General features: G+C 43.5%; 30 protein-coding genes. All 30 read right to left on the bottom strand.

What is annotated here, in order from left to right; all coding sequences use genetic code 11:
• Nucleotides 1–114 precede the first annotated feature (114 nt).
• Nucleotides 115–807: a DVU0298 family protein gene (locus AB1401_05790; protein ID MEW6614960.1), complete on the bottom strand. Its 693-nt coding sequence runs from the start codon at nt 805–807 to the stop codon at nt 115–117.
• Nucleotides 808–885: 78 nt separating this feature from the next.
• Nucleotides 886–1,227 carry a hypothetical protein gene (locus AB1401_05785; protein ID MEW6614959.1) on the bottom strand — a complete coding sequence of 114 codons (342 nt, stop codon included), beginning with the start codon at nt 1,225–1,227 and terminating at the stop codon, nt 886–888.
• Between the two features lie 72 nt (nt 1,228–1,299).
• On the bottom strand, nt 1,300–1,608 hold the full coding sequence (locus tag AB1401_05780; GenBank protein MEW6614958.1) for a hypothetical protein: 309 nt from the start codon (nt 1,606–1,608) through the stop codon (nt 1,300–1,302).
• Nucleotides 1,609–1,697: 89 nt separating this feature from the next.
• Nucleotides 1,698–1,883, bottom strand: a complete 186-nt coding sequence (locus AB1401_05775) for a hypothetical protein (protein MEW6614957.1) — start codon at nt 1,881–1,883, stop codon at nt 1,698–1,700.
• A gap of 35 nt (nt 1,884–1,918) precedes the next feature.
• Nucleotides 1,919–2,455 carry a flavin reductase family protein gene (locus tag AB1401_05770; GenBank protein ID MEW6614956.1) on the bottom strand — a complete coding sequence of 179 codons (537 nt, stop codon included), beginning with the start codon at nt 2,453–2,455 and terminating at the stop codon, nt 1,919–1,921.
• 37 nt (nt 2,456–2,492) lie between these two features.
• A complete protein-coding gene (locus tag AB1401_05765; GenBank protein ID MEW6614955.1) occupies nt 2,493–2,867 on the bottom strand; it encodes a desulfoferrodoxin in 375 nt (124 codons plus the stop codon).
• 143 nt (nt 2,868–3,010) lie between these two features.
• Nucleotides 3,011–3,463, bottom strand: coding sequence for a ferritin family protein (locus AB1401_05760; protein ID MEW6614954.1), 453 nt, complete (start codon nt 3,461–3,463; stop codon nt 3,011–3,013).
• Nucleotides 3,464–3,541: 78 nt separating this feature from the next.
• Nucleotides 3,542–4,057, bottom strand: coding sequence for a thiol peroxidase (gene tpx / locus AB1401_05755; protein ID MEW6614953.1), 516 nt, complete (start codon nt 4,055–4,057; stop codon nt 3,542–3,544).
• A 36-nt stretch (nt 4,058–4,093) separates the two neighbouring features.
• Entirely contained in the window at nt 4,094–4,666 is a 573-nt protein-coding gene (rbr, locus tag AB1401_05750; GenBank protein ID MEW6614952.1) for a rubrerythrin, read from the bottom strand.
• An 80-nt stretch (nt 4,667–4,746) separates the two neighbouring features.
• Nucleotides 4,747–5,223 (bottom strand): ferritin family protein, encoded by a 477-nt coding sequence (locus AB1401_05745; GenBank protein MEW6614951.1) that lies wholly within the window; start codon nt 5,221–5,223, stop codon nt 4,747–4,749.
• 63 nt (nt 5,224–5,286) lie between these two features.
• Nucleotides 5,287–5,901 (bottom strand): rubredoxin-like domain-containing protein, encoded by a 615-nt coding sequence (locus AB1401_05740; GenBank protein MEW6614950.1) that lies wholly within the window; start codon nt 5,899–5,901, stop codon nt 5,287–5,289.
• Nucleotides 5,902–5,975: 74 nt separating this feature from the next.
• The gene (locus AB1401_05735) at nt 5,976–7,169 is read right to left on the bottom strand and encodes a flavodoxin domain-containing protein (GenBank protein MEW6614949.1); all 1,194 of its coding nucleotides are present in this window, start codon (nt 7,167–7,169) and stop codon (nt 5,976–5,978) included.
• Nucleotides 7,170–7,360: 191 nt separating this feature from the next.
• A complete protein-coding gene (locus tag AB1401_05730; GenBank protein MEW6614948.1) occupies nt 7,361–7,750 on the bottom strand; it encodes a PA2779 family protein in 390 nt (129 codons plus the stop codon).
• Between the two features lie 83 nt (nt 7,751–7,833).
• Nucleotides 7,834–8,340, bottom strand: a complete 507-nt coding sequence (locus AB1401_05725) for a tetratricopeptide repeat protein (GenBank protein MEW6614947.1) — start codon at nt 8,338–8,340, stop codon at nt 7,834–7,836.
• Nucleotides 8,301–8,876 (bottom strand): C39 family peptidase, encoded by a 576-nt coding sequence (locus AB1401_05720; GenBank protein MEW6614946.1) that lies wholly within the window; start codon nt 8,874–8,876, stop codon nt 8,301–8,303. Before AB1401_05720 ends, AB1401_05725 begins: the two co-directional genes overlap by 40 nt.
• Nucleotides 8,863–9,021: a rubredoxin gene (rd, locus tag AB1401_05715; protein MEW6614945.1), complete on the bottom strand. Its 159-nt coding sequence runs from the start codon at nt 9,019–9,021 to the stop codon at nt 8,863–8,865. The genes AB1401_05720 and rd overlap by 14 nt, the downstream gene beginning before the upstream one ends.
• Nucleotides 9,022–9,062: 41 nt before the next feature.
• Nucleotides 9,063–10,046 (bottom strand): NAD(P)H-dependent oxidoreductase, encoded by a 984-nt coding sequence (locus tag AB1401_05710; protein ID MEW6614944.1) that lies wholly within the window; start codon nt 10,044–10,046, stop codon nt 9,063–9,065.
• Nucleotides 10,047–10,052: 6 nt separating this feature from the next.
• The gene (locus AB1401_05705) at nt 10,053–10,250 is read right to left on the bottom strand and encodes a copper ion binding protein (GenBank protein MEW6614943.1); all 198 of its coding nucleotides are present in this window, start codon (nt 10,248–10,250) and stop codon (nt 10,053–10,055) included.
• Between the two features lie 80 nt (nt 10,251–10,330).
• Nucleotides 10,331–10,561 carry a DUF4177 domain-containing protein gene (locus tag AB1401_05700; protein MEW6614942.1) on the bottom strand — a complete coding sequence of 77 codons (231 nt, stop codon included), beginning with the start codon at nt 10,559–10,561 and terminating at the stop codon, nt 10,331–10,333.
• A gap of 16 nt (nt 10,562–10,577) precedes the next feature.
• Complete coding sequence (locus AB1401_05695) at nt 10,578–12,671, bottom strand: thioredoxin domain-containing protein (protein ID MEW6614941.1); 2,094 nt, start codon at nt 12,669–12,671, stop codon at nt 10,578–10,580.
• 91 nt (nt 12,672–12,762) lie between these two features.
• Nucleotides 12,763–12,981 carry a NifU family protein gene (locus tag AB1401_05690; GenBank protein MEW6614940.1) on the bottom strand — a complete coding sequence of 73 codons (219 nt, stop codon included), beginning with the start codon at nt 12,979–12,981 and terminating at the stop codon, nt 12,763–12,765.
• A gap of 136 nt (nt 12,982–13,117) precedes the next feature.
• Entirely contained in the window at nt 13,118–14,896 is a 1,779-nt protein-coding gene (gene pnpS / locus AB1401_05685; protein ID MEW6614939.1) for a two-component system histidine kinase PnpS, read from the bottom strand.
• 18 nt (nt 14,897–14,914) lie between these two features.
• Entirely contained in the window at nt 14,915–15,643 is a 729-nt protein-coding gene (locus AB1401_05680) for a response regulator transcription factor (protein ID MEW6614938.1), read from the bottom strand.
• A 214-nt stretch (nt 15,644–15,857) separates the two neighbouring features.
• Nucleotides 15,858–16,535, bottom strand: coding sequence for a phosphate signaling complex protein PhoU (gene phoU, locus AB1401_05675; protein ID MEW6614937.1), 678 nt, complete (start codon nt 16,533–16,535; stop codon nt 15,858–15,860).
• Between the two features lie 60 nt (nt 16,536–16,595).
• Nucleotides 16,596–17,363: a phosphate ABC transporter ATP-binding protein PstB gene (gene pstB / locus AB1401_05670; GenBank protein ID MEW6614936.1), complete on the bottom strand. Its 768-nt coding sequence runs from the start codon at nt 17,361–17,363 to the stop codon at nt 16,596–16,598.
• Nucleotides 17,360–18,214: a phosphate ABC transporter permease PstA gene (gene pstA, locus AB1401_05665; protein MEW6614935.1), complete on the bottom strand. Its 855-nt coding sequence runs from the start codon at nt 18,212–18,214 to the stop codon at nt 17,360–17,362. The genes pstB and pstA overlap by 4 nt, the downstream gene beginning before the upstream one ends.
• Nucleotides 18,214–19,149: a phosphate ABC transporter permease subunit PstC gene (pstC, locus tag AB1401_05660; GenBank protein MEW6614934.1), complete on the bottom strand. Its 936-nt coding sequence runs from the start codon at nt 19,147–19,149 to the stop codon at nt 18,214–18,216. The genes pstA and pstC overlap by 1 nt, the downstream gene beginning before the upstream one ends.
• A gap of 18 nt (nt 19,150–19,167) precedes the next feature.
• Entirely contained in the window at nt 19,168–20,184 is a 1,017-nt protein-coding gene (pstS, locus tag AB1401_05655; GenBank protein ID MEW6614933.1) for a phosphate ABC transporter substrate-binding protein PstS, read from the bottom strand.
• 165 nt (nt 20,185–20,349) lie between these two features.
• A complete protein-coding gene (locus tag AB1401_05650; protein ID MEW6614932.1) occupies nt 20,350–20,985 on the bottom strand; it encodes a class I SAM-dependent methyltransferase in 636 nt (211 codons plus the stop codon).
• 229 nt (nt 20,986–21,214) lie between these two features.
• A complete protein-coding gene (locus AB1401_05645; protein MEW6614931.1) occupies nt 21,215–21,508 on the bottom strand; it encodes a YgiT-type zinc finger protein in 294 nt (97 codons plus the stop codon).
• Nucleotides 21,509–21,646: the final 138 nt, after the last annotated feature.

Here is a 21,646-nt window from a genome sequence, read left to right as displayed (position 1 = left end):
TTTAACGGTTTTCCCTTCCTTAAATTCCTTTCTACTTTCGCTGATGTCCTTACGCTCATAAGCCTCATCTCCTGACACACTAATCTTTATATTATATCAAGATTCTATTTACAATCAAATGCTCGCCAGCGCCTCTGTGTCGATCTCGCTTACACGACGAACTACCAGCTTGCGATCCATGTAAAGTTGAACTTCTGTGTCATCAGTTAAAAGAGCTTCGAGCCGTGAGCGGCTTCCTCCGACACCAAGCAACCCTATGGCCCATGCAGCCAGTGCCCTTATCGTGGGGTCTGATGAGCCAAGGTAGGTGTGAAGGAAACGGGCAGTATCTTTATCTCGCAATATCCTTGGTCTTACCTGTGCAAGCCTTGCAAGCCCCCATACTACACCACGCTGTAATGGTTGATACTCTATGTAATTCCCATCTTCTCGAATGTAAGAGATCAGTATATGAGCGAATTCCTCTGCCAGACCTTCGTGGCATGCCATGATCTCGCCCATTGCCTCAGGTGCTCCCCACCCTATTCCTCCGGATTCGTCGTTTAGATTCCACATCAGACGGCGCATTACTGTACGGGCCGCCTCCATATCATTTGCAGCGACATTAGAGACGATAAAGCCTATAGCACTGACAGCCTTCCACTTCATCTCTTCATCATCGGTGCAAAGGGAGGCGATAAGAGTATTGATAACCTTTCGAGGTGGTAACTTCGATAATTTATCCAGTGCCTTATCAAAATCCGGTAATTTTAGCAGGCTCAAAACCCTGTGCTTTAGAGTTGCTCTCCCTGTGCTCTTTTTCAACATGCTATATCAATAAGCTTCTCAAACACTTAACTTATTAGGTTCAAAGTTCCGATACAAACAGTTTATTGGCGGGCAACGCTAAAAAACCTTTATTCCGGACATCAGCATCCACACCACTAGCGTTGCGGTAAGCCCGTATAATCCGAGCCACTTTAAGTATTTATAATAATTTTTAAACCTTCGCCTAACAGCTATTTTTGCTATGATGACGGCGGTGATCGAGTTACCAATTATTATGTGCGCGACCGTTTTTGCCCCATAAATATCTCGGAAGAAATCGGACACGATGATGCCCAGCACCGAGAGTAATATCAAAATTACGAGCGCTATGCGGCTAGCTAGAGAGTGCGATTTTCTGCGCTGCGCTGCATCTTTGGGCGGGTTTTTACCGAAGGCTATCGCCCATATCAAGATAGCCATCCAGATAGCAACCAATAATAGGGTGCTGGCTAAGATGTCTTTTATAAGGGTCAATTCCATGGAAATCAAAAGCTACTTTTGGGGCGGTATCGCGTTAACGAGATAATTGACAATCAGCCCTTTTTCTTCGTCCGTCAACTCGCCTAGCCGTTTATTTTTCATCTTCTGACCCATCTTGCTGACGACTTCGTTCCACTTCTGTTGGTCGTAATTTTTATTTAATGACTTTTGTATCGGGTGGCACATCGAGCATTTAGTCTCGAAAAACTCTTTTACCTTGACGAGCCTCTGCTGCTTGTCTGACTGAGGGGTGTCCGTTTGTGCAATCAAAAAAGCGGGTATAAACATTAAAGCGATCAATCCTATTAAAATTTTCCGCATCGGTCCCTCCTGTATGACTTTGTGTTATTGCCATATTACTCTTTCCGGTTCATGGCCCGAAAGTATGGGTAGATTTTAGTAGCAGGAAGTTAAGCTGACTTTTCGAGAGTACAGCGGGTAAAGTCAATCTCTTTGCCACATCCTTTGCATACGTGCTTTCTGTCGAATTCATCCGAAAAGATTTCCTTTTCCTTCCCGCAATTCGGACACTTGCATGTGAATACTGCGAGATGCTTGAGTTCTTCAAAACCCGGGCAATGTCTTGGTGTTGTCATAATATCCTCCTAGTATAATCAGACCCTCTGATGACTTAATTTTCCCCCCCGATATCAGACCTGTAAGTTGGTGCATTCTTTGGAGATTTACCCTTTTTGACTTCCTGGTAATAAGCATATGTAAGGGGTCTGTCTTCACGGAGGACTTCAGCACTGACCACATCTGCAAGGAACAATGTATGTGTCCCTGCATCAATCTGGTCAAACACCTTGGCCTCTATTACTGAAAGGGCATAATCCATAACAACTGGGGAACCACTCTCCCCGATTTTCATTTGGGCACACTGTGAGAGTTTATCTATGTCCCTGCCGGATCTGAAGCCAAATAAGCCGATGAACGTCATCGGAGTGGACTCGTCAAGAACGGAGACTGCAAATAAACCACTCTTTGAGATGTAGTCATGAGTGAGATTGTTTTTATTGATACAGACCGCAATGCGGGGTGGCTCTGCTGTTATCTGAAAAACTGTGTTTGCCACCTGGCCATTCAGCTTGCCGTTAAACCCTGACGAGACAATATACATTCCATAGCTGAGGTCCCAAATGGCTTTTTTGTCTATCTTGCTGTTCATTATGAGGCTCTCTTTCCTATATTTAATGTGCCGTTCTTTATGCCTTCCACAGGCCATGCAGATTGCAGTACTCCCGGGCCGTTATCTTTTCTGCATCAATGCAAAAGACAGCTTCGGGCGTTTCCCCTGCCTTCAGGAATTGGCGATATGCCTTACCGTCTGCAATTACTTCTATCCATTCGATGAAGTGTTTTTCCTCCATAGGATGGGGAACGCTTCCGATTTTCACCTTGAAGCCACTCTGTGCCTTTTCAACCACAGGGACATGCTTTTCCTTGGCCGCATCGGTTGTGTTCTCTACATAAAGCTTCATGGGCTGCCCGCAGCACACCAGCTCTCCCTTGCCTTCGTGGATCATCTCTACGATGTTCCCGCAGATTTCACATTTGTAAATCTCTAATCTCTTTGTCATGTCTGTTCTCCTTTCTGAATTGGTAAAGCGTTTTGTAAATAAACATCCCAATACTGTCATTTCGAGTGAAACGAGAAATCTTATTTATAAGGCGAGTTAAAAAGATCATCTCTCTTCGGTCGAGACGACATCTTAATAAAAGTTCAGTTATCCGTCAGAACCTCCTCGTCCCATAACTTTTCAAAGAAGAGTTTATGGGCTCCTTCTTCGGCAGCAAGATTTTCAAAGAGTTGCCTTGAAGGTGAATCCGTGATGAGCTTTGCTAAATCCGTGTAAAGATGCATGGATGCTAATTCTCGACGCATAGCTATCTGCAGGAGGTCCTGCCATTTCATATCTGGCGAAGGCTCCTTATCCACCAGGTAATCTGCTATCTTGAGATTCTGTATAGGTTTCACCACTTTTTGGAAATAACTGGAAACATCCATCTTCTTGAGCCGGTCCCTGTGGCTCTCTTCTACCACCGCTATTTTACGCAGTTCCTCTGTTATAGGCTTTACTTTCACTCTGCCCGAGAGGAGATTGTAAAAGTCAACAGCCTCCTGCTCCTTTTCTATAGCAAAGTCTATAATGTCCCGAAGTTCATCTATTTTCATACCTACCTCCCTTTTCTGAAATCCTTTTTTGCAGTCAAGCCATCTGTTACTTAAAGGTTTTCCATTGGGCATCTTGCGCTAGGTTAACTTTTTCACTGCTGCCAGTATCGCATCGTAATCCGGTTCTTCAACGATCTCTTTGACTAAAGAGATATACTGTATAATTCCGTTGCGATCGACCACGAAAACCGCTCTTGCCAACAGCCTTAGTTCCTTTATCAGAACACCGTATAAAGTGCCAAAGGAAGCATCTCGATGGTCGGAAAGTGTCTGAACTCGGGTGATACCGGCAGCACCACACCAGCGCTTCTGTGCAAAGGGCAGATCCATGCTTATCGTAAGCACAACAACATCAGAACCAAGTTGGCCGGCCTCCTTGTTAAATCGCCTCGTCTCCATATCGCACACTGAGGTATCCAGAGATGGCACTGAGGAGATAATGCATACCTTGCCGAGGAATTTTGAAAACCTGACAGGAGAAAGCTCATTATCCGACACTTCGAAGTCCGGCGCCTTATCTCCAACCCTGACTTCGTTTCCTACCAGCGTCAGCTGGTTTCCCCTCATTGTTACAATTCCCTTTCTCTCTTTCATTCTACTCTCCTTAAAAAAGGGTGATGTTTAGGGTTTCTACCAGTTCTCTGCCAGGAGCTCGAAGTAGGCCTGAGGGTGGTCACAGGCAGGACATTTATCCGGTGCCTCGGTTCCCTCATGGAGATAACCGCAATTACGGCAGCGCCAAACCACGGCATTGTCTTTCTTAAAGACTGTACCTGCTTTGATGTTGCCAAGGAGTCCAAGATAGCGTTTCTCGTGTTGCTTTTCAGCAACGGCTATTGATTCGAATATACTGGCTATATCCACAAATCCCTCGTCCCTTGCAACTTTGGCAAATGAAGGGTACATGTCTGTCCATTCATGGTTTTCCCCTGCTGCGGCATCCTTGAGGTTTTCCGCTGTTTTTCCTACGATCCCGGCAGGAAAGGCAGCCTGTATCTCCACATCCCCTCCTTTGAGAAGTTTGAAGAGCCGTTTGGCATGTTCCTTCTCCTGATTGGCGGTCTCCTCGAAGATAAACATTATCTGCTCATACCCTTCCTTCTTTGCCTGGCTGGCAAAGTAGGTGTAACGATTGCGTGCCTGCGACTCGCCAGCGAAGGCAGTCAGGACATTTCGCTCTGTTTTACTTCCCTTTAATTCCATAAAATCCTCCTTTTTTTCACGTTTTATTCAATTTTAACCTTCCTCGTGGACGACTAACCACTGACAACGGACAGCCGACACTACCTATTGTCTCTGGTAAAGAGGAGAAGCTTTCTCAAATGTTCCTGTTCCTGATGAACAAGTTCTTCAACTGCATCCCTTTGTGGTTCTCTGACCAGACCCTTTATTTCCACAAAGAAGATTATAGATTCCTTTTCGAACCCTATAGCCATATCCAGGGCATCCTTCTTGTCCTTTACCTTATTTAACACCTCATCTATGCCCTCTTTTTTTGTAAACACGTTCATTTCTGCCAGCATACGAATGTAGTCATAATATTCTTCCTCATCCCTGATAGTAGGCTTGTAGTCCTTGAAGGATTTATAAAGAGACTGAAATTTCGTTATGTGTTTTTCTTCTTCATCAGCCAGATGGTTAAATAGGTTTTTAACATCTTCATGTTCCGTAGAGCTTGCCAGAGATCGATAGAAGGCAAGCCCGTTTCTTTCGATCTGCACCGCCACCTCGATTATCTCACCTCCAGAAAAGAATAACATATCACTCTCCTTTCATTCTTTTTATTCATCAATACCATAAGGTTTAAAGCCTTGCCCAGCGTCTCAAACAACCCTCTTGAAATTTTCCTTTGTTGCTTTGCAGACAGGACACTCCTCTGGCAAATCTCCATCAAAGACGTATCCACAGACCTGACATACATGGTAATTAACCACCTGATCCGTTACCATGGCAGATAAGGCATCCTTGTAGAGTTTGCTGTGTCTTTCTTCCACATCCCTGGAACGGGAAAAACTTCCGGCAACATCCTCCCTGTCGAGTTCCATAGCATCCTTGATTAGAGGAGGATAGATTTGGGTATTAGCATTGATTTCGTTCTCAAAGGCAGCCTTCAGGTTATCTTCTGTGCTGCCGATTATTCCCTCCATGTACTTCAGATACTCGGAGGCGTGGACCCTTTCTGCCTCGGCTACTGCCCTGAAAAGACTGGCAATCTGGGGTAATCCTTCCTGCTCTGCCTTTTTGGCAAAGGCAAGATTCCTCACGTGCGCCTTCGATTCTCCGGCAAATGCCCCTTTCAGGCTTTTTTCAAGGGTATCCGGCAATTTCTCATAGAGGATAAACTGGTACTTCGATGCCCCACACACCGGGCATTTATCAGGAGGGTCTTCGCCTTCATGAATATAACCACAGACTGTACATTTCCATTTTTTGCTCATCAGTACCTCCTTCAGATAAATACAATTAACAGTTAACGGTTAACTGTTAACCGGTCAACTGGCTTAATGGACAATCAATCTTCCAGACCGGACAGGTGCTGCGCTATCTTCCTGCCAAGCTGATAGCAGGCATGAAACCCCTCTTTATCAGGCACATACTGTATCTTCAAACCTGGGTCAATGATTTCGAATTTCATCGCCTCTAATTCTTTATTAATAAGATTCATGGCCTCACCGCTCCAGCCATAGGAACAAAAGGCAGCGCCAATCTTATTCTTCGGTCTTAACCCCTTCATATAGGTCAGAAAATCACTGACTGTTGGAAAGAGCCCGTTATTCAGAGTCGGGGAACCGACGATGACTGCACCTGCATCAATAATCTCGGTCATTATGTCACTCCTGTGACATGACCGCAAATGCATTGGTTTGACATCTACTCCTTCCTCCCCAATAGCGGCTACGATGGCCTCTGCCATCTTTTCTGTACTCTGCCACATGGTGTCGTAAATAACCACTGCCTTTTTCTTCGGTTTCTGATTACTCCACTCCACATAAGCCCTGATTATCTTGCCAGGGTCTTTACGCCAGATGATACCGTGATCAGGGCAGATTGTATTAAAAGACAATCCCATCTCTGTCACTTTGTCAACAAGTTTGAGGATAAGTGGGGAATAGAGCAACAGGATGTTGGCGAAATACTTCAGGGCATGGGGCATGATAGCCTCGCCCATCTGATCATCAAACCTTTCCAGTCCTGCGTAATGCTGTCCGAAGGCATCACTGGAAAAGAGGAGCTTATCCTCTTTGACATAGGTAAACATACTGTCTGGCCAATGGAGCATCCTGGTTTCTAAAAAAACCAGACTCTTTCTACCTAGTTTCATTTCCCCGCCGTCTTCCACTGGCTTATAATTCCATTTCTCCTGAAAATGATGGGAAAGATTTTTATGGCCCATCTTTGAGCAGAGCAGGGGCTTATCTTCCCCGATTTTGTGCATCACCCTTGGGAGACCACCTGAATGGTCCATCTCTGTGTGATTGCTGATAACACAATCGATCTTTTTGGGGTCGACAATCTGGTTGATGTTTTCCAGCAATTCATCGGCGAACTCCCTTTTTACAGTATCAACAAGTGTAATCTTTTCATCAACAATAAGATAGGCATTATAGGTTGTTCCCTGATATGTAGAATATCCGTGAAAGTCCCTGATATTCCAGTCAATGGTACCAACCCAATAGATCCCATCAATTATCTCTATCGGTTTCATGTGTTACTCCTGTGTTGGCGTGTCGTTGGACTTCTGCACTTTTTGCTATTGTCCGTGAGGTTGTATAGCTTTTCCCCGAACCTAATATTCCTCCCGCTCTCCTCTAAAGCCTTATTTGAATAAGGCTAAGTTTGACTAAAACCACATCTAACTGTCTGCAAAGCTGAAAGCTTTGCCAGAACTTCTTTACATTATTTCACTATAACCTTGTGTCCTGTCAGGTGCAATAATATGACAACCAGTATAGCTATCACAAGGATTGCAATCACCACACCGAGACCATCCCCACCGACCTTCAGATCATCAAGCTTAAGGGCAAGCTGATGTATCTGAGAGTCACTGAGCTGTGAGAATCTGTTGCTAATTTCATCCTGTGTAAAGCCCAATTTTTCGAGTCTTTTTTTAATTATCTTTGTCTCCAAAACCTTCTGTACCTTCTCCAGATCCGCAGCTCTGTCAATCTTTGTAAGGGCGACTGCCTCTGAGGGAGCAAAACCAGCCTCAACCCTGGGGACAATACCGATAATAAACATGGCAACAACAAGATACCACGTTACCTGCTTCATAAATGGCGTTCTCATTTTTCTATTCTCCTTTATTCAAGTTCTATACATTTTATGATTTAAAAAAGTTTTAATTATATATACGCATAACCCTTATCCTTTCATCTGTTAGACTTTTTTAATTCCTCTATCTTTTCCAGCGTATCCCTGTAAATATTCCCTTTCGAAGGATTGAGTTCCAGTGCTTTCAGAGCAAGACTTTCTGCCTCATCGAGGTTTTCCCTCTTTGTGTAATAAAGCCATGCAAGATTGTTATGGACATCGGCGTTTTGGGGGTCTTTTCTGATCGCCTCTCTGTAATTTTTTTCTGCCTCACCAAATTCTCCCTTCTGAAAATAGACATTCCCGAGATAAAGATATGCCATAGGCAGTTTTTTTGATGCCAGCTTGTATTCCTTTATCGCGGGATCAACTTCGCCTCTTTTCTCATAGGCAACTCCGAGAGTTAGGTGCTCCTCCGGCACAAGCGGGTCTTTAAGAACGATAATCCTCGGCAGGCTACAATTGGCAAAAACCCCAAAACAGCAGATAGCAAATAACAGGGAGATAAATACATAATTTCTGTGCCCTATGGTACTTGACTTGGTTTTATTAGTAATGTCCAACAATCTGTTTTCTCCCATGATTTCAGAAAATCTTCTTCACGGATAAACTTATACCGGTTCCTTCCTGAATTGGCGATCACACCATTTTCGTTATAGCCTACTATTACCATAAAATGGTTCTGTTGGTAAACCCAAAATCCGTAATCTACCAAGACAATGACTGGATACCCCAGATCAATATTCTCTTTAAGAGATTTGAAACTGCTACTAGCCTGGACAACATCCAAGCCCCTTTTCTGGACATATAATACCATATCGAGGTTGAGTGTCCCTTTTGCGGACTTACTGTATATCTCTGTAGCGATTATTTCAGGGGAAACCTTTACACCCCAATAGCTCAAGACCCCCGCCAGGGAGGCAGGACCACACTGGTATTTTTCTTGGGGGAAAATTGGAACATTTTCTATAATGTAAGCGGTAACAGGTTCTGGAAGATTCCTGGTCGTTGCACATGAAAAAAGCAAAGGAACCATCAAGATAAATACACGCAGATATCTATTCAATGGAGTATCATCCTTTACCCATCTATTCCTTTTCAAACTGGTCCTTCGATGCCCCGCAAACAGGACATGACCAGTCATCGGGCAGGTCTTCGAATCTGGTGCCAGGCTTTACACTATTATCCGGGTCCCCCTGGGCAGGGTTGTAAATATAACCACAGACTGAGCATACATACTTATCCATAAAATTCCTCCCTGTTTTAATCAGCGTTCAGCTATAGGCTGTCAGCTCTCAGTTTCTTGATTTTTGGAACTGACAAGTGTTTTTACCCTTTCTTCAATCTCGTCCCTTACCTCTCGCATAAAGTTTATTGGCTTATCAGAGGGATCAGGTAAATTCCAGTCATGGATGGGTACACCAGGAATGTAGGGACATTCTTCCCCGCAGCCCATTGATATTATTGAGTCTGGTTTCATATAGCCTAAAACCTCTTCAATGGATTTTGTCCTGCGAAATGCCATGTCTATCCCTTTTCCTTTCATTACCTCGACCATCAGCATATTTATCTCGCTTGCCGGCTGACTCCCGGCACTTTCCGCTTCAATTCTGTCTCCAGCCCAGTACTGTGCAAATGCACTTGCCATCTGGCTGCGGCAGGCATTTTCTCTGCAAACAAAGAGGATTTTTTTCTTATTGAGAAGAGGCTCAATGAGCGTTCTGGTCTTTTCCTTCACCTCTGTCAGGGCTGTCGGGTGCTTTGCAATATCTCCTGGTCCCTCTATTTGCCTGTAGGTAAGACTTCCGTCAAAAGTGGCGCCAACGGCATCAAAAAAATATTTGGTTGTAAGGGTAATGCCTTCAAAGAGGTTTTTACCTCTTGTGGCACCGAGGGCAAGTAAAAAGCCATGTCTCCACTTCCGACCTGGGTCTGTGAGTTTATGTATGTATCGCCTTGACCACAGGGTTTGGCTACGATCAATAAGTGCCTTCAATTGGGCCGGAGCCCCATAGAAGAATACAGGGGTAGCCATTACTATTATATCTGCCTTCCAAAGTAAGGGATATATTTCCTCCATATCATTGATTATAGAACAAAACCCCTCCCTTTCACAGGTGCCACATTCCTGACAAGGGGTTATCCTTTTGCTGGTTACTTCCAGATTATATGTTCGTGCCCCAAGCCTTTCAGCCTCGGCCAGGAATGATGCAAGTAAAATACTCGTGTTTCCATTCTTACGTGGGCTTCCCTGTAATCCCAGAACAAACATAATTCCTTATCCAACCTCATACCCTGCTTTTTCGATGTGTTCCCTGACAGTATCCATGCTAACAGGTTTTGTCTCGTCAAAACTCGCCTCGCCTTTGTTGAGATCGACCTTTACATTTTTAATACCTTCGATTTCATTAAGGGCTTTAGTTACTGACATAACACAGTGATTGCAGGACATCCCTTTTACCTTAACAGTTACCATGGTTTCATCTCCATTTCTCTCTTAGTAGTTATGGCATTGTTTGTTATATAAGGTTAGCCACACCAAGGCATTTTGAGATATTATTCCTTTAATTTCTGTTTCCAGAATGCCATTATACCATCTTTGCCAAAAGATAACTGTATCAGCTCCCAGCCTTGCCTGCCCTGTTCGTTTAAGATGTTATTGAGTATTTCGGTTTGATCGGAGGGAACCTGTTCCAGGGTGCATTTGCCAGACTCTGAACAAAAGTAAACCAGTTCCCTGAAGGTTCCTGCGGGATGTTTAGTGATTTTATATTCAAACCGTTCCATAACGCCTCCTTTTTCGCTAATCCAATTTAATGGCCAATTTTAGATTTTCAATGTCCGTTATAGGAGTTTTACAAATATACTGTTCACACAGGTATGCCGTTGGCAGATGGTTTATCGGATGAAGTTCCTCTACAAAAGGAGCTAGTGTGGAGAGTACCCTATCCCCCTCCCCACCAGGCTGAAGCAATAGAACCTTGTTGGGCAGAAAGGTTTTGTTGAGTAGTTCAAGCATAGCCCTTGTGGCTTCAAGGGCAGGGTCTCCGGCAATGACGACCTCAAGGCTTGGACCAACCATAAAGTCAAGGGCGTTCAAAAACTGAGAATAGCCCACGGGATAGGTTGCAATACTTCTGGAAAATGCCCGAGTCAATTCATCGGCTTTTTTCTCCAGATCAGCATTCCCAGTCATTCGGGCCAGACGCATAAGATTTAATGCTGCTACTGAATTTCCTGAGGGCAGTGCTCCGTCATAGATCTCTTTACTCTGAACAATCAGTGCTTCGTTCTTTTTTCCCGTAAAGTAAAAGCCCCCTGTCTTTTTATCCCAGAAAAGGTCAATCATCGCCTGATTTATAGAAATGGCTTCTTCCAGATAGGAGGCATCGAAGATCGCTTCATACAACTCGATAAGCCCCCAGACCATAGCTGCATAGTCGTCCAGGTATCCAGGATACGCCACATCACCCTGCCTGTATCGTCGGAAGAGTTGACCGTCGGGTCTCCTGAGTTTTTCCAGAATGAAGGATGCAGCGTGCTTTGCGGCATTTATATGCAATTCGTTCCCTAGTATCCTGTATCCTCTGGCAAGAGTAGCAATCATGAGTCCGTTCCAGGATGTGAGAATCTTATCATCTTTCAAAGGGTGAGCCCGTTTCTTTCTGACTAGAAAGAGGCATTGCCTGGCTTCCTCCAGAAGGGTTTCAAGCTCTGCTAAATCCATGCCATTTTGCTCTGCAAATATCTCAGGAGTTATAGGGATGTGGGGGATGTTTAAGCCATCCTCAAAGTTGCCTGCCGGGTTGATATCGTAGAAGCGGCAGAAAAGGTCGCCCAGCTCATTCCTCAAATGATCCTTGACCTCCTGGGGTGTCCAGAGATAGAATAACCCCTCCTTGCCTTCACTGTCGGCATCTTCTGCCGAGTAAAATCCGCCTTCAGGGGCTGTCATATCACGCAACACATATGTGAGTATCTCACTGGCTACTGCTGAATAGTGATAATCTTTTGTTACCTGATATGCTTCAATATAAGCCATAGCCAGAAGGGCCTGATCGTAAAGCATCTTTTCAAAGTGAGGGACCAACCACTTTTCATCAACAGAATAGCGGTGGAAACCATAGCCAATCTGATCGAATATGCCCCCATGACGCATGGCATCAAGGGTCTTTTCCACCATAGTAAGAGCCTCTGAATCACTGCTGCGTTTATGCCATCTCAAAAGGAAAGTCAGTTGGTGGGGACTGGGAAATTTGGGTGCCTCCCCGAAACCTCCCCAGCTTGAATCAAAACTCCCTGCAAGTTGCTCATAACCCTTCTGAAGGGTATCAATGCCCAGGGCATGGCATTTGGAAACCAGGTCTTTCCTTGGCTGAATGGCATTGGTAATCTCTTCACTAACCTTGAGAATGCGTTCCCGATCCTTCTCCCACAAGGCTGCTATCTGAGTCAGAACATCTGTAAAACCAGGCATTCCTAGGCGTCTTGATTTGGGAAAATAGGTACCTGCAAAAAAAGGTTTACATTCAGGTGTCATAAAGATGGATAGCGGCCACCCACCCTTACCGGTTAAAGACTGGCACGCTGACATGTATATTTGGTCAATATCAGGACGTTCTTCCCGATCTACTTTGATGGCGATGTACCATTGGTTCAGCACCCTAGCGACTTCATTATCCTCAAAGGATTCATGTGCCATAACGTGGCACCAGTGGCAGGTGGCATACCCTATGGAGAGAAAGATAGGCTTATCTTCCTGTTTCGCCTTTTGGAAAGCCTCAGCACTCCAGGGGTACCAGTTCACAGGATTTTTGGCATGTTGGAGAAGGTATGGACTCTTTTCGTGAGCTAAAAGGTTAAACCCCAAGCCCATATTTCTTTCTGTTCTATCCATACTATCTCCTGAAATATTCGTAAGTAAGAAGAACCTATGTATCCAATTCTTGCGGTTACCTCTCCCATAATCCTTGCATCTTCTTTCTTATTTACATTGCAATAACCTGTTTGATTCCTGGAATTTTCTCTTTTAATGCCTTTTCTACCCCCATTTTCAATGTCATTTGAGACATTGGACATGAACCACAGGCTCCTGTTAAAACTACCTTTACTACCCCATCAGTAACGTCTACTAACTGAATATCTCCTCCGTCTGCCTGCAAGGAAGGTCTTATCTGGTTCAATACTTCTTCAACTTTTTCCTTCACCTTAAACTCTCCTTTCTGTTTTTTGTGTATGTAATTATAACTATAATTACGGTACTCTACTTTTTCAAGTATATGTGTCGAAAAAAGAATACTAAAACTATTAATACCCTATTCAGAGTGAAAAATCTAACATTTTTTATGTTAAGGGACTTTTTGACAGGTTAAAGATAAATCTTGACCCTTTTCCAACTTCACTCTCGGCTCCTACATTGCCACCATGGGCCTCTATGATGTGTTTTGCGATGGATAAACCCAACCCAGTTCCTCCTAACTCCCTGGACCTGGCTTTATCTACCCTGTAAAAACGTTCAAAGATCCGTGGAAGGTCCTTAGGGGGAATCCCCATTCCAGTATCGGCTATTTCTATCTGGATGCCATCATCTTTATCGAACGCGGAAATAGTAATCTCTCCGTGGTCAGGGGTGTATTTTACCGCATTGTCAATGAGGTTTTCCATAACTGTTTCTATTCTTCCTTCATCAGCCAAAACATGTGGTAAAGCAGAAGGTATATTCATCTTGATATTTTGACCTTTCTGTTCTGCTATCTCCTTGAAGTTAGAAATTACCCTGGATACTACGTCCACCAAATATACAGGCTTGAGGTTCATCCCTATCTTTCCACTTTCAATTTGAGAGAGATTCAGGAGGTCGGTAATGAGTCGATTGAGCCTTTCAGTATGTTTCTCAATTATTTCAAGAAACCTGAGACTTTTTTCTGGATCGCTGACTGTCCCGTTTCTCAAGGTTTCTACAAAGCCTTTGATAGAGGTAAGGGGGGTACGTAGTTCATGGGATACATTTGCCACAAATTCCTTCCTTACCCTCTCAAGGTCCCTGATCTGAGTAATATCATGGAAAACCGCTACCATTGCCCAGGGGTTACCTTCCTCGTCCGGGATAGCCGCCGCCTGAACACGTAATATCCTTTCCCCTCCATATTGGAGGATAATTTCTTCCATTTTTGGAGCCCCAGTCTCCAAAACCTCCTGAAAGAGGGGATTCAAGCTACTATGGCGGATTACCTCCCAGTGAAATCTGCCCAATGCTTTACTGGAAGGGATGTCAAAAATCTCCTCGGCTGCTGAATTGAAAAGCATGACCCGTCTATCCCGGTCAATGGCTACCACCCCTTCAACCATCCCGCTCAGTATTGCCTGTTTTTCACCTATCTGTTTGGTTAGGGTCTCAATCTTGTTTTGAAGCTCAATGCTCATTGTGTTGAAAGAACGGGCAAGATCCCCTATCTCATCCTTTGAGTCTGTTCTTATCAGTTCTGAAAAATCTCCCCTGGCCATTTTTCGGGCCGCCAAGGTCATCTGGGTGAGAGGTTTGCCCATCCTTCTGGCTAACATAAATCCTATGCCGAGAGAGATCAGGGCAGCAATGATAGCTCCCCAAACAATCACTCCATAGATATGTTTCCCCATTTTTTCCACCTCGCTCAGAGAAAGGGAGACCCTGACTACTCCGATAGTTCGATCTTTAATCTCAACAGGCAGGGCAAGATACATCATCTCCGTTTTCAAGGTTTCACTATACCGGATTCTTTTACCAACCTTTCCCCTTAATGCCTCTCTTATTTCGGGCCTATCCAGATGGGTTTCCATTTTTAGAGGGTTTTTTTCAGAATCTCCCAGCACAATCCCTGCAGTGTCAACAATTGTAGCCCTCATATGGATTTCGCTGCCCAGTTTCTTGGTAAGAAAATCAATAGTATCCCTTCTTCCATCAATAAGTTCTTTAGCCACTATATCTCTGATCAGAGTAGCGTTGGTAGTAAGTTGGGGGACTAATTGTTCGAGATAATGCTCTTTAAGGGATATGCCGGCGTACATGCCTATAGTTAATAAAGAGATGATTATAAGGGAGGTTTGTGTTAAAAAGAGTTTCCATACTATTTTGAGATTTGACATATTCCTGTTTTTATTGATTCAGGCTTCTTCTTCAGCGATATCAGCCTGGAACATATAGCCTATACCTCTTCTGGTGATAATACAGGGAGAAGCTCCCTTCAATTTCATCCGAAGCCTTCTGATATGAACGTCAACTGCCCTGTCGGTTACAAAGGCTTCGTCTCCTAAAACTCCATCCAGGATTTGTTGTCGTGTCATAACCAGTCCTTGCCTTTGAACCAAGAAAAAGAATAATTTAAATTCGGTCGGCGTGAGGTCAAGGAAGTTACCCCTCCAGGTAACCCTATAGTTAGTCGAATCTACTTCCAGGTTGCCAAATACGAGTTTTTCCTTGAGGTCTCTGTGCCTGGAACCCCTCCTTAGGACCGCTTTTACTCTTGCTACCAACTCCCTTGTGCTGAAGGGTTTTGTAATATAGTCATCTGCACCCAGCTCCAATCCAACAACAATATCCGGTTCCCCTGTTTTTGCTGTTAGCATAATAACGGGGATATGATTTGTCTTAGTCTCCTTTTTAAGGACTCGGCAGACCTCAAGACCGTCCATTTCTGGAAGCATTAAATCCAGGATAAATAAATCAGGAGGTTCTCTTTTAGCCAGTCTTAAGGCATCTTCTCCATTGTATGCATAACTTATCCGGAAACCTTCCATCTCCAGATTATATTTTATCAGCTCTATGATGTCTCGCTCGTCATCCACTACGAGGATTTTCTCTTTGGCCATAGCTTTATTTATATCAACTACCATCCCGACTTGTCGGGATGGCTTGAGGGTTCAAGGGGTCAAGTGATCAAGGGAATCAACAGCAGGCTACAACAGCGGGCTTTAGGCCGCTGCAGCAAGCTAAAGCATGCTGTTGTAGGCTCTCGAATCCTGGAATCCTCGACCCCTCGAACCCTTGCAGCGCAAAAGGAATGATGGAGGGACAATAATAGCACTTTTGACTGACAAATCCAAATCTTTATTTTGTTGTATCCTCCTTTATGTAACCCCCGTGTCTTATATCCCTGGCTTCAACCATGTAGATAATACTTTCTGCGATATTGGTGGCAAGATCGCCGATCCTTTCTAAATATTTGGATATCTGGATTATCCTGACAGCCCTTGTTATGGTGTGCGGGTCTTCCATCATAAACGTCAACAGTTCTCGTAGTATCTGGTCATCCAAATCATCTATTAGCTGGTCGTCGTGGCATACCTTGAATGCTAGGGCTGTATCCTCGTTGATAAATGCATCCAGCGCTTCTTTTAGCATCATTTGAGCTGCCCTTGCCATTATTGGAATATCGATATACGGTTTTAATGGGGGTTCTTTATTCAGCTCCAGTGCCCTTTCAGAGATATTAACAGCGTGGTCTCCAATCCTCTCAAGGGATGCAATTATTTTTACACTCTTTATAATAAACCTTAAGTCTCGTGCCATGGGTTGTCTCAGGGCTAAAAGTCTAACAGCCTTTTCCTCCAGTTTCACCTCCAGTTGGTCTATCTGACAGTCACACTCGATAGTTCTCCTTGCCAAATCAGAATCCCGCTCAACCAGAGATTTCACTGCATTGGCAATGGCTTCTTCAACCAGAGTACCCATCTTCAATAAATTTTCCCTTAAATCCTGCAATTCTTTCTCAAATTGTCTTTCCATGGTCTTTCATCCTCTTTTTCGTATTCACCCTCTCCCATCAAGGCAGAGGGGGAAATAATCTTATCCAAACCTTCCTGTGATATAGTCCTCTGTCATTTTGTTTGACGGGGCTGTGAATATCTTTTGGGTTGTATCAAACTCAATCAACTTCCCCATCATGAAAAATCCTGCATATTCCGATACTCTGGCTGCCTGCTGCATATTGTGGGTTACTATAACAACAGTATATCTCTTCGTTAATTCTGCGATCAGGTCCTCTATCTTTGCGGTAGCAATGGGGTCGAGGGCTGAACAGGGCTCATCCATCAGAATGACCTCGGGTTCTACGGCTATTGCTCTTGCAATACATAACCTTTGCTGCTGACCACCTGAAAGGGAGAGGGCAAAGTTATTCAGTTTGTCCCCTATCTCTTCCCACAGGGCGGCATCCTTTAGAGCCTTTTCAACCCTATCGGCAATTTCAGTTTTTTTTCTTATACCCATAAGCTTAAGACCGAACGCGATGTTCTCAAAGATTGACATGGGAAATGGTGTAGGTTTTTGGAAGACCATGCCAATCTTGCTCCTTAATCCTATGTGATCTATATCTTTTTCAAGGATATTCTTGTTATCTATCCATATCTCACCTTCATAGCGATTACCTGGATAAAGGTCATGCATCCTGTTAAGACATCGGAGGAATGTGGTCTTTCCACAACCAGAAGGCCCGATAAGGGCTGTAACCGTGTTTTTGTACACAGAAAGCGAGATGTCCTCCAAGGTGTGCTTACAACCTGAGTAGCAGAAATGGAGTCTCTTTACCTCTATCTTGACATTATTATCATTCATATTGTTGGTCTCTTACCGTATCTCCATGCAAGTAATAGCCTGCCCAAAACTGCGAGCACCAGTATAAATACAGTTATCATAAGTGATGATGCCCATGCCTGGCTATGCCAGCTATCGTAAGGCCCCATAGCATACTGAAATATACTTACTGTAAGGGATGAGACAGGCTCATTCATATTTGCCGAGAAAAATGAGTTGTTAAAGGATGTAAAGAGTAACGGTGCAGTTTCCCCCACCACACGGGCTATTGACAGGAGTATTCCTGTAAGAATCCCTGCCGCCGCCGCTCTATAAATTACATGAATAATTACCTTGTAGTATGGTGCGCCGAGAGCAAATGCAGCCTCTCTCAGTGTCCATGGTACAAGAGAGAGCATGTCTTCTGTTGTCCTTAAGACAACTGGAATCATTATGATTGCAAGCGCCACTGCACCTGCCCACCCGCTAAAATGACCCACAGGCTTAACAATTACCGCATAGATAAACGTTCCTATCACTATGGAAGGGACGCTCACCATTATGTCGGATAACACACTTATCAACCTCGCAATCTTTCTTCCCCGGGCATATTCTGCAAGGAATGTTCCCCCCAAAATCCCTATTGGGACACCTATCAGGGTGGCAAAGAAAGTTATCATCAGGTGGCCCACAAAGGCATTTCTCAAACCACCACCTTCTAAACCGGGAGGGACAGGGTCGTTCATAAAAAGAGCGAGATTCAGACCGCCTATCCCATTAAAAAAGACATCCCAGATTATAAAAAAAAGCCAGAAGAGACCAAGAAAGGCGGCAAGGGTACAGACCGTGAGGGCAATACCATTCTTCAATTTTCTGACCTGAGCCGTGTTCATTATTTAATCCCCTTTTCAGTCTTTAGAATAAAAAACTTTGCTATTGCAAGGACTACAAAACTCATTACAAAAAGGATTAGGGCAAGGTAAAATAAAGATGAAAGATATATATCTGAATCTGCTTCGGTAAACTCATTTGCCAGCGTTACGGTTATAGTTGCTGCAGCATCGAAAAGAGACGCAGTTATCTGATGATTATTACCCAGGACAAAAGCAACTGCCATGGTTTCACCAAGTGCCCTTCCAAGAGAAAGGACAATACCACCAAATACACCAAGCTTAGAATAGGGGATCACTACATTCTTAACGACTTCCCATTTTGTTGCACCAAGTGCATAGGCAGATTCTTTTGTTACAGTAGGTGTAAGGTTAAATGCGTCTCTTGAGATACTGGCAGTAAAGGGAATAATCATGATACTTAAAATAACACTCGCTGTCAAGAGGTCTATACCCATGGGTGTGCCTTCGAAGAGCATCCCAACAAAGGGAAGCCTGCCAAAGCTCTTCTGGAGGGCCGGCTCTATATAGTTGGACATTATAGGTGCGAGGGTAAAGAGTCCCCACATTCCGTATATTATGCTTGGTATAGCTGCCAGTAGTTCTATGGCAGCGCCAATTGGTCCTTTAAGGAAGCTTGGTGCTATCTCGGTTACAAATATGGCAATGCCAATTGCTACAGGTACAGCTATTAGTATGGATAATACAGTTGTTATCGCTGTTCCAAAGAGAGTTGTAGCTGCTCCAAATGACCCTTTTACCGGGTTCCAGTCTGTTGAAGAGATGAATCGCCATACACCAAATTTCTCTATTGCAGGAGATGATTCCGAGATTAACACATACAGGATTCCTATAATCAACAGGAGAACCGACAAGGACGCAATGGCACTAATGGACAGGAAGAATATGTCAACAAAATTTTTCTTTGAACGTGTTATCAAATATCCATCCTCATTTCAATAAACGCGATTGGTTTTCCAGTATCCTCGAATCTTATTCTTCAACGACAATGGCAAAGGAATGTATATAAGTCTTTTAGCTGTCTGATCCCCTTTTTTAAATGCCCAGTCATAGAACTTAACCACATTGATATTCGACTCTTTTTTCTCCTTTGCAAGGAGTATAAATGTTGCACCTGCTATAGGCCATGCATTCTTACCAGGGGCATTGTTCAGCCATAGATAGAAGTCTTTTTTCGGGTCAAAGTTAGCCGAACGTGCTGCATCCTCAAAACTCTCAAAACCAGGCTCAACAAAATTGCCTGAAGAGTTTTTCAGGAGTGTATAGCTAAGATTATTCTCCTTTGCATAAGCAAATTCAACATATCCTATAGAATGCCCAACCCTCTTTACATAGTTTGCTACACCTTCGTTACCCTTGCCGCCGATACCAACAGTCCATTTTACAGATGTTCCTGCACCAACCTTTTCTTTCCAGTCGGAAGACACAGCGCTCAGGTAATCGGTGAATATAGCGGTTGTACCTGATCCATCGGATCTATGGACAACGGTGATCTTTTTATGAAGGAGCGCTTTACCCGGATTTAGTTGCTTTATCTTCCCATCATCCCAGTAACTTATCTCTCCAAGATAGACCTTGGAGAGCACATTCGAATCGAGCCTCAGTTCGCCTGCCTTTATACCAGGTATATTAACCACGATGACAACCCCTCCAATGACAGCAGGGAATTGGAGTAGGTTGTCTTTCTCTAGTTCATCCGGTTTGAGAGGCGCATCAGAGGCTCCAAAATCAACGGTTCTGTTTATAATCTGTCTTATTCCTCCGCCTGAACCTATAGACTGATAGTTGAGTTTTACCCCGCTAATCTTGCTATAGTCATATGCCCATGCAGAATAAACAGGATAGGGAAATGATGCCCCTGCACCATTTAGCTTGGTATCATCAGCAAATGAGTTGCCAAAGGACAGAAGACTGACTGCCAATACAGTAAAAACAGATAGTATTTTATTCATTCTTTAATCTCTCCTTATTGTTTGTTTTACTCTGTTTTTTATTTTCTTCCTTATATCAGAGAGATGTTACAGTTGTGTTACAATAGTGTTAAGATTCGATTAAAACTGGTGGGCTCTTTAGGTTGGGTTTTGAGAGGCATATCTTTCAATCAGTTTATTAGCTGATTATGGCCTTTTTGTTAGAAATGCATGGATGGCTTTATGAACTCCGAACTTACCCTCGATTTCAACTGTTTTCAGTTCCTCAATTTTAAAAATAGGGTCAAATAGCACTTCCATCTCGCCTTCGGACGAGAAATATAACACAGTATCAAGAGGGGTCTTTCTGTATTTACCTTCACCGCCGAATTGAGGGCTGTCCTCACTGAAGAAAACTGATAAATAGCGCCCTTCCTGATTAAGCAATTTGTATACATTGTCTAAATACTTCTTTCTTGATTCCGGAAAAATATGATGCAACAACTCCCAATCAAATACAAAATCGAATGTACCTTGAATTTCATCTAAATCACCAAGAACATCTGCCTTGATAAAATTACAGTCTACTCCTTTTGCTTTTGAAGAGTTTTTTGCAATTTCAATTGCAGTGTCTGAAAAATCTACACCAGTAGCTTTAAACCCCATACGTGATAAATAAATGACATAATTCCCCGCCCCGCACCCCAGCTCTACCGTTTTGCATGGTTTTACTTTTCCATTTTCCACAAGATTCTGTAGAATTCTTGGAGGAGTTTCTATATTCCAAGGAATTTTTTCAAGTTTTACATTCTTGTATATATTTTCCATTTGGTCTTTTAACATAGACTTCTTTCTTTGTTGCGGTAGCTACCGACTGGGGTCAGGTGTACTACGATGGTTAGGGGTCAGTAGGGTCAAGTTTTGAGAAATTTCTTTTGCTGATAAAACCTACTTTTCAGGACCTGTCCCTTCTGCCCTCGATGCTACCATCTGGACGCAGGACTCAGACTTCAAGAATAAACCTGGTGTGAAATATTTCTCTAAAAAATAAAACCGGCTAACGCGCTGCAAATCAGTCGGCGCTTTTAGCGGTCGGCTGAATTTGCTTGTTAAGCCATTCCTTATCTACTGCAAATGCCTGTCCTAAAGGATCAAAGCCGGAAAGATCTTGCCTTTTTAATTTGTTCCTAATTTTTTCAAATAATCTTACGGTTTCCTCAGCATATAATCGTTCACCACAATGGAGACACACTTCAGCATGGATTTGTAAAACAGCAGTATGATTTCCTCCTTGTAAAATCTTTTCGACTACCTTCTCCTTTAATTCACCCCCACAAACAGGACATTTTTCAAAGGGTAACATCATTTTCCCCTCCTTATTCGGCAATTGACCCAAATATCTGGATCTGGCCGATACACCGTTATCAAAACTGCCCATTGGCTCAACGTTATGGCTATAAATATCACAAATAGAAACAACGTCCCCAAGTATCTGAAAACTTAC

The sequence above is a fragment of the Thermodesulfobacteriota bacterium genome (assembly GCA_040757775.1).
Taxonomy (GTDB): Bacteria; Desulfobacterota; UBA8473; order UBA8473; family UBA8473; genus UBA8473.
This window is presented reverse-complemented; position numbering and strand designations above follow the sequence as displayed.

Excerpts from the sequence above, each read along its gene's own strand:
- AB1401_05790 (MEW6614960.1), bottom strand. The coding sequence starts at position 807 with ATGTTGAAAAAGAGCACAGGGAGAGCAACTCTAAAGCACAGGGTTTTG.
- AB1401_05785 (MEW6614959.1), bottom strand. The coding sequence starts at position 1,227 with ATGGCTATCTTGATATGGGCGATAGCCTTCGGTAAAAACCCGCCCAAA.
- AB1401_05780 (MEW6614958.1), bottom strand. The coding sequence starts at position 1,608 with ATGCGGAAAATTTTAATAGGATTGATCGCTTTAATGTTTATACCCGCT.
- AB1401_05775 (MEW6614957.1), bottom strand. The coding sequence starts at position 1,883 with ATGACAACACCAAGACATTGCCCGGGTTTTGAAGAACTCAAGCATCTC.
- AB1401_05770 (MEW6614956.1), bottom strand. The coding sequence starts at position 2,455 with ATGAACAGCAAGATAGACAAAAAAGCCATTTGGGACCTCAGCTATGGA.
- AB1401_05765 (MEW6614955.1), bottom strand. The coding sequence starts at position 2,867 with ATGACAAAGAGATTAGAGATTTACAAATGTGAAATCTGCGGGAACATC.
- AB1401_05760 (MEW6614954.1), bottom strand. The coding sequence starts at position 3,463 with ATGAAAATAGATGAACTTCGGGACATTATAGACTTTGCTATAGAAAAG.
- tpx (MEW6614953.1), bottom strand. The coding sequence starts at position 4,057 with ATGAAAGAGAGAAAGGGAATTGTAACAATGAGGGGAAACCAGCTGACG.
- rbr (MEW6614952.1), bottom strand. The coding sequence starts at position 4,666 with ATGGAATTAAAGGGAAGTAAAACAGAGCGAAATGTCCTGACTGCCTTC.
- AB1401_05745 (MEW6614951.1), bottom strand. The coding sequence starts at position 5,223 with ATGTTATTCTTTTCTGGAGGTGAGATAATCGAGGTGGCGGTGCAGATC.
- AB1401_05740 (MEW6614950.1), bottom strand. The coding sequence starts at position 5,901 with ATGAGCAAAAAATGGAAATGTACAGTCTGTGGTTATATTCATGAAGGC.
- AB1401_05735 (MEW6614949.1), bottom strand. The coding sequence starts at position 7,169 with ATGAAACCGATAGAGATAATTGATGGGATCTATTGGGTTGGTACCATT.
- AB1401_05730 (MEW6614948.1), bottom strand. The coding sequence starts at position 7,750 with ATGAGAACGCCATTTATGAAGCAGGTAACGTGGTATCTTGTTGTTGCC.
- rd (MEW6614945.1), bottom strand. The coding sequence starts at position 9,021 with ATGGATAAGTATGTATGCTCAGTCTGTGGTTATATTTACAACCCTGCC.
- AB1401_05710 (MEW6614944.1), bottom strand. The coding sequence starts at position 10,046 with ATGTTTGTTCTGGGATTACAGGGAAGCCCACGTAAGAATGGAAACACG.
- AB1401_05705 (MEW6614943.1), bottom strand. The coding sequence starts at position 10,250 with ATGGTAACTGTTAAGGTAAAAGGGATGTCCTGCAATCACTGTGTTATG.
- AB1401_05700 (MEW6614942.1), bottom strand. The coding sequence starts at position 10,561 with ATGGAACGGTTTGAATATAAAATCACTAAACATCCCGCAGGAACCTTC.
- AB1401_05695 (MEW6614941.1), bottom strand. The coding sequence starts at position 12,671 with ATGGATAGAACAGAAAGAAATATGGGCTTGGGGTTTAACCTTTTAGCT.
- pnpS (MEW6614939.1), bottom strand. The coding sequence starts at position 14,896 with ATGTCAAATCTCAAAATAGTATGGAAACTCTTTTTAACACAAACCTCC.
- AB1401_05680 (MEW6614938.1), bottom strand. The coding sequence starts at position 15,643 with ATGGTAGTTGATATAAATAAAGCTATGGCCAAAGAGAAAATCCTCGTA.
- phoU (MEW6614937.1), bottom strand. The coding sequence starts at position 16,535 with ATGGAAAGACAATTTGAGAAAGAATTGCAGGATTTAAGGGAAAATTTA.
- pstB (MEW6614936.1), bottom strand. The coding sequence starts at position 17,363 with ATGAATGATAATAATGTCAAGATAGAGGTAAAGAGACTCCATTTCTGC.
- pstA (MEW6614935.1), bottom strand. The coding sequence starts at position 18,214 with ATGAACACGGCTCAGGTCAGAAAATTGAAGAATGGTATTGCCCTCACG.
- pstS (MEW6614933.1), bottom strand. The coding sequence starts at position 20,184 with ATGAATAAAATACTATCTGTTTTTACTGTATTGGCAGTCAGTCTTCTG.
- AB1401_05650 (MEW6614932.1), bottom strand. The coding sequence starts at position 20,985 with ATGTTAAAAGACCAAATGGAAAATATATACAAGAATGTAAAACTTGAA.
- AB1401_05645 (MEW6614931.1), bottom strand. The coding sequence starts at position 21,508 with ATGATGTTACCCTTTGAAAAATGTCCTGTTTGTGGGGGTGAATTAAAG.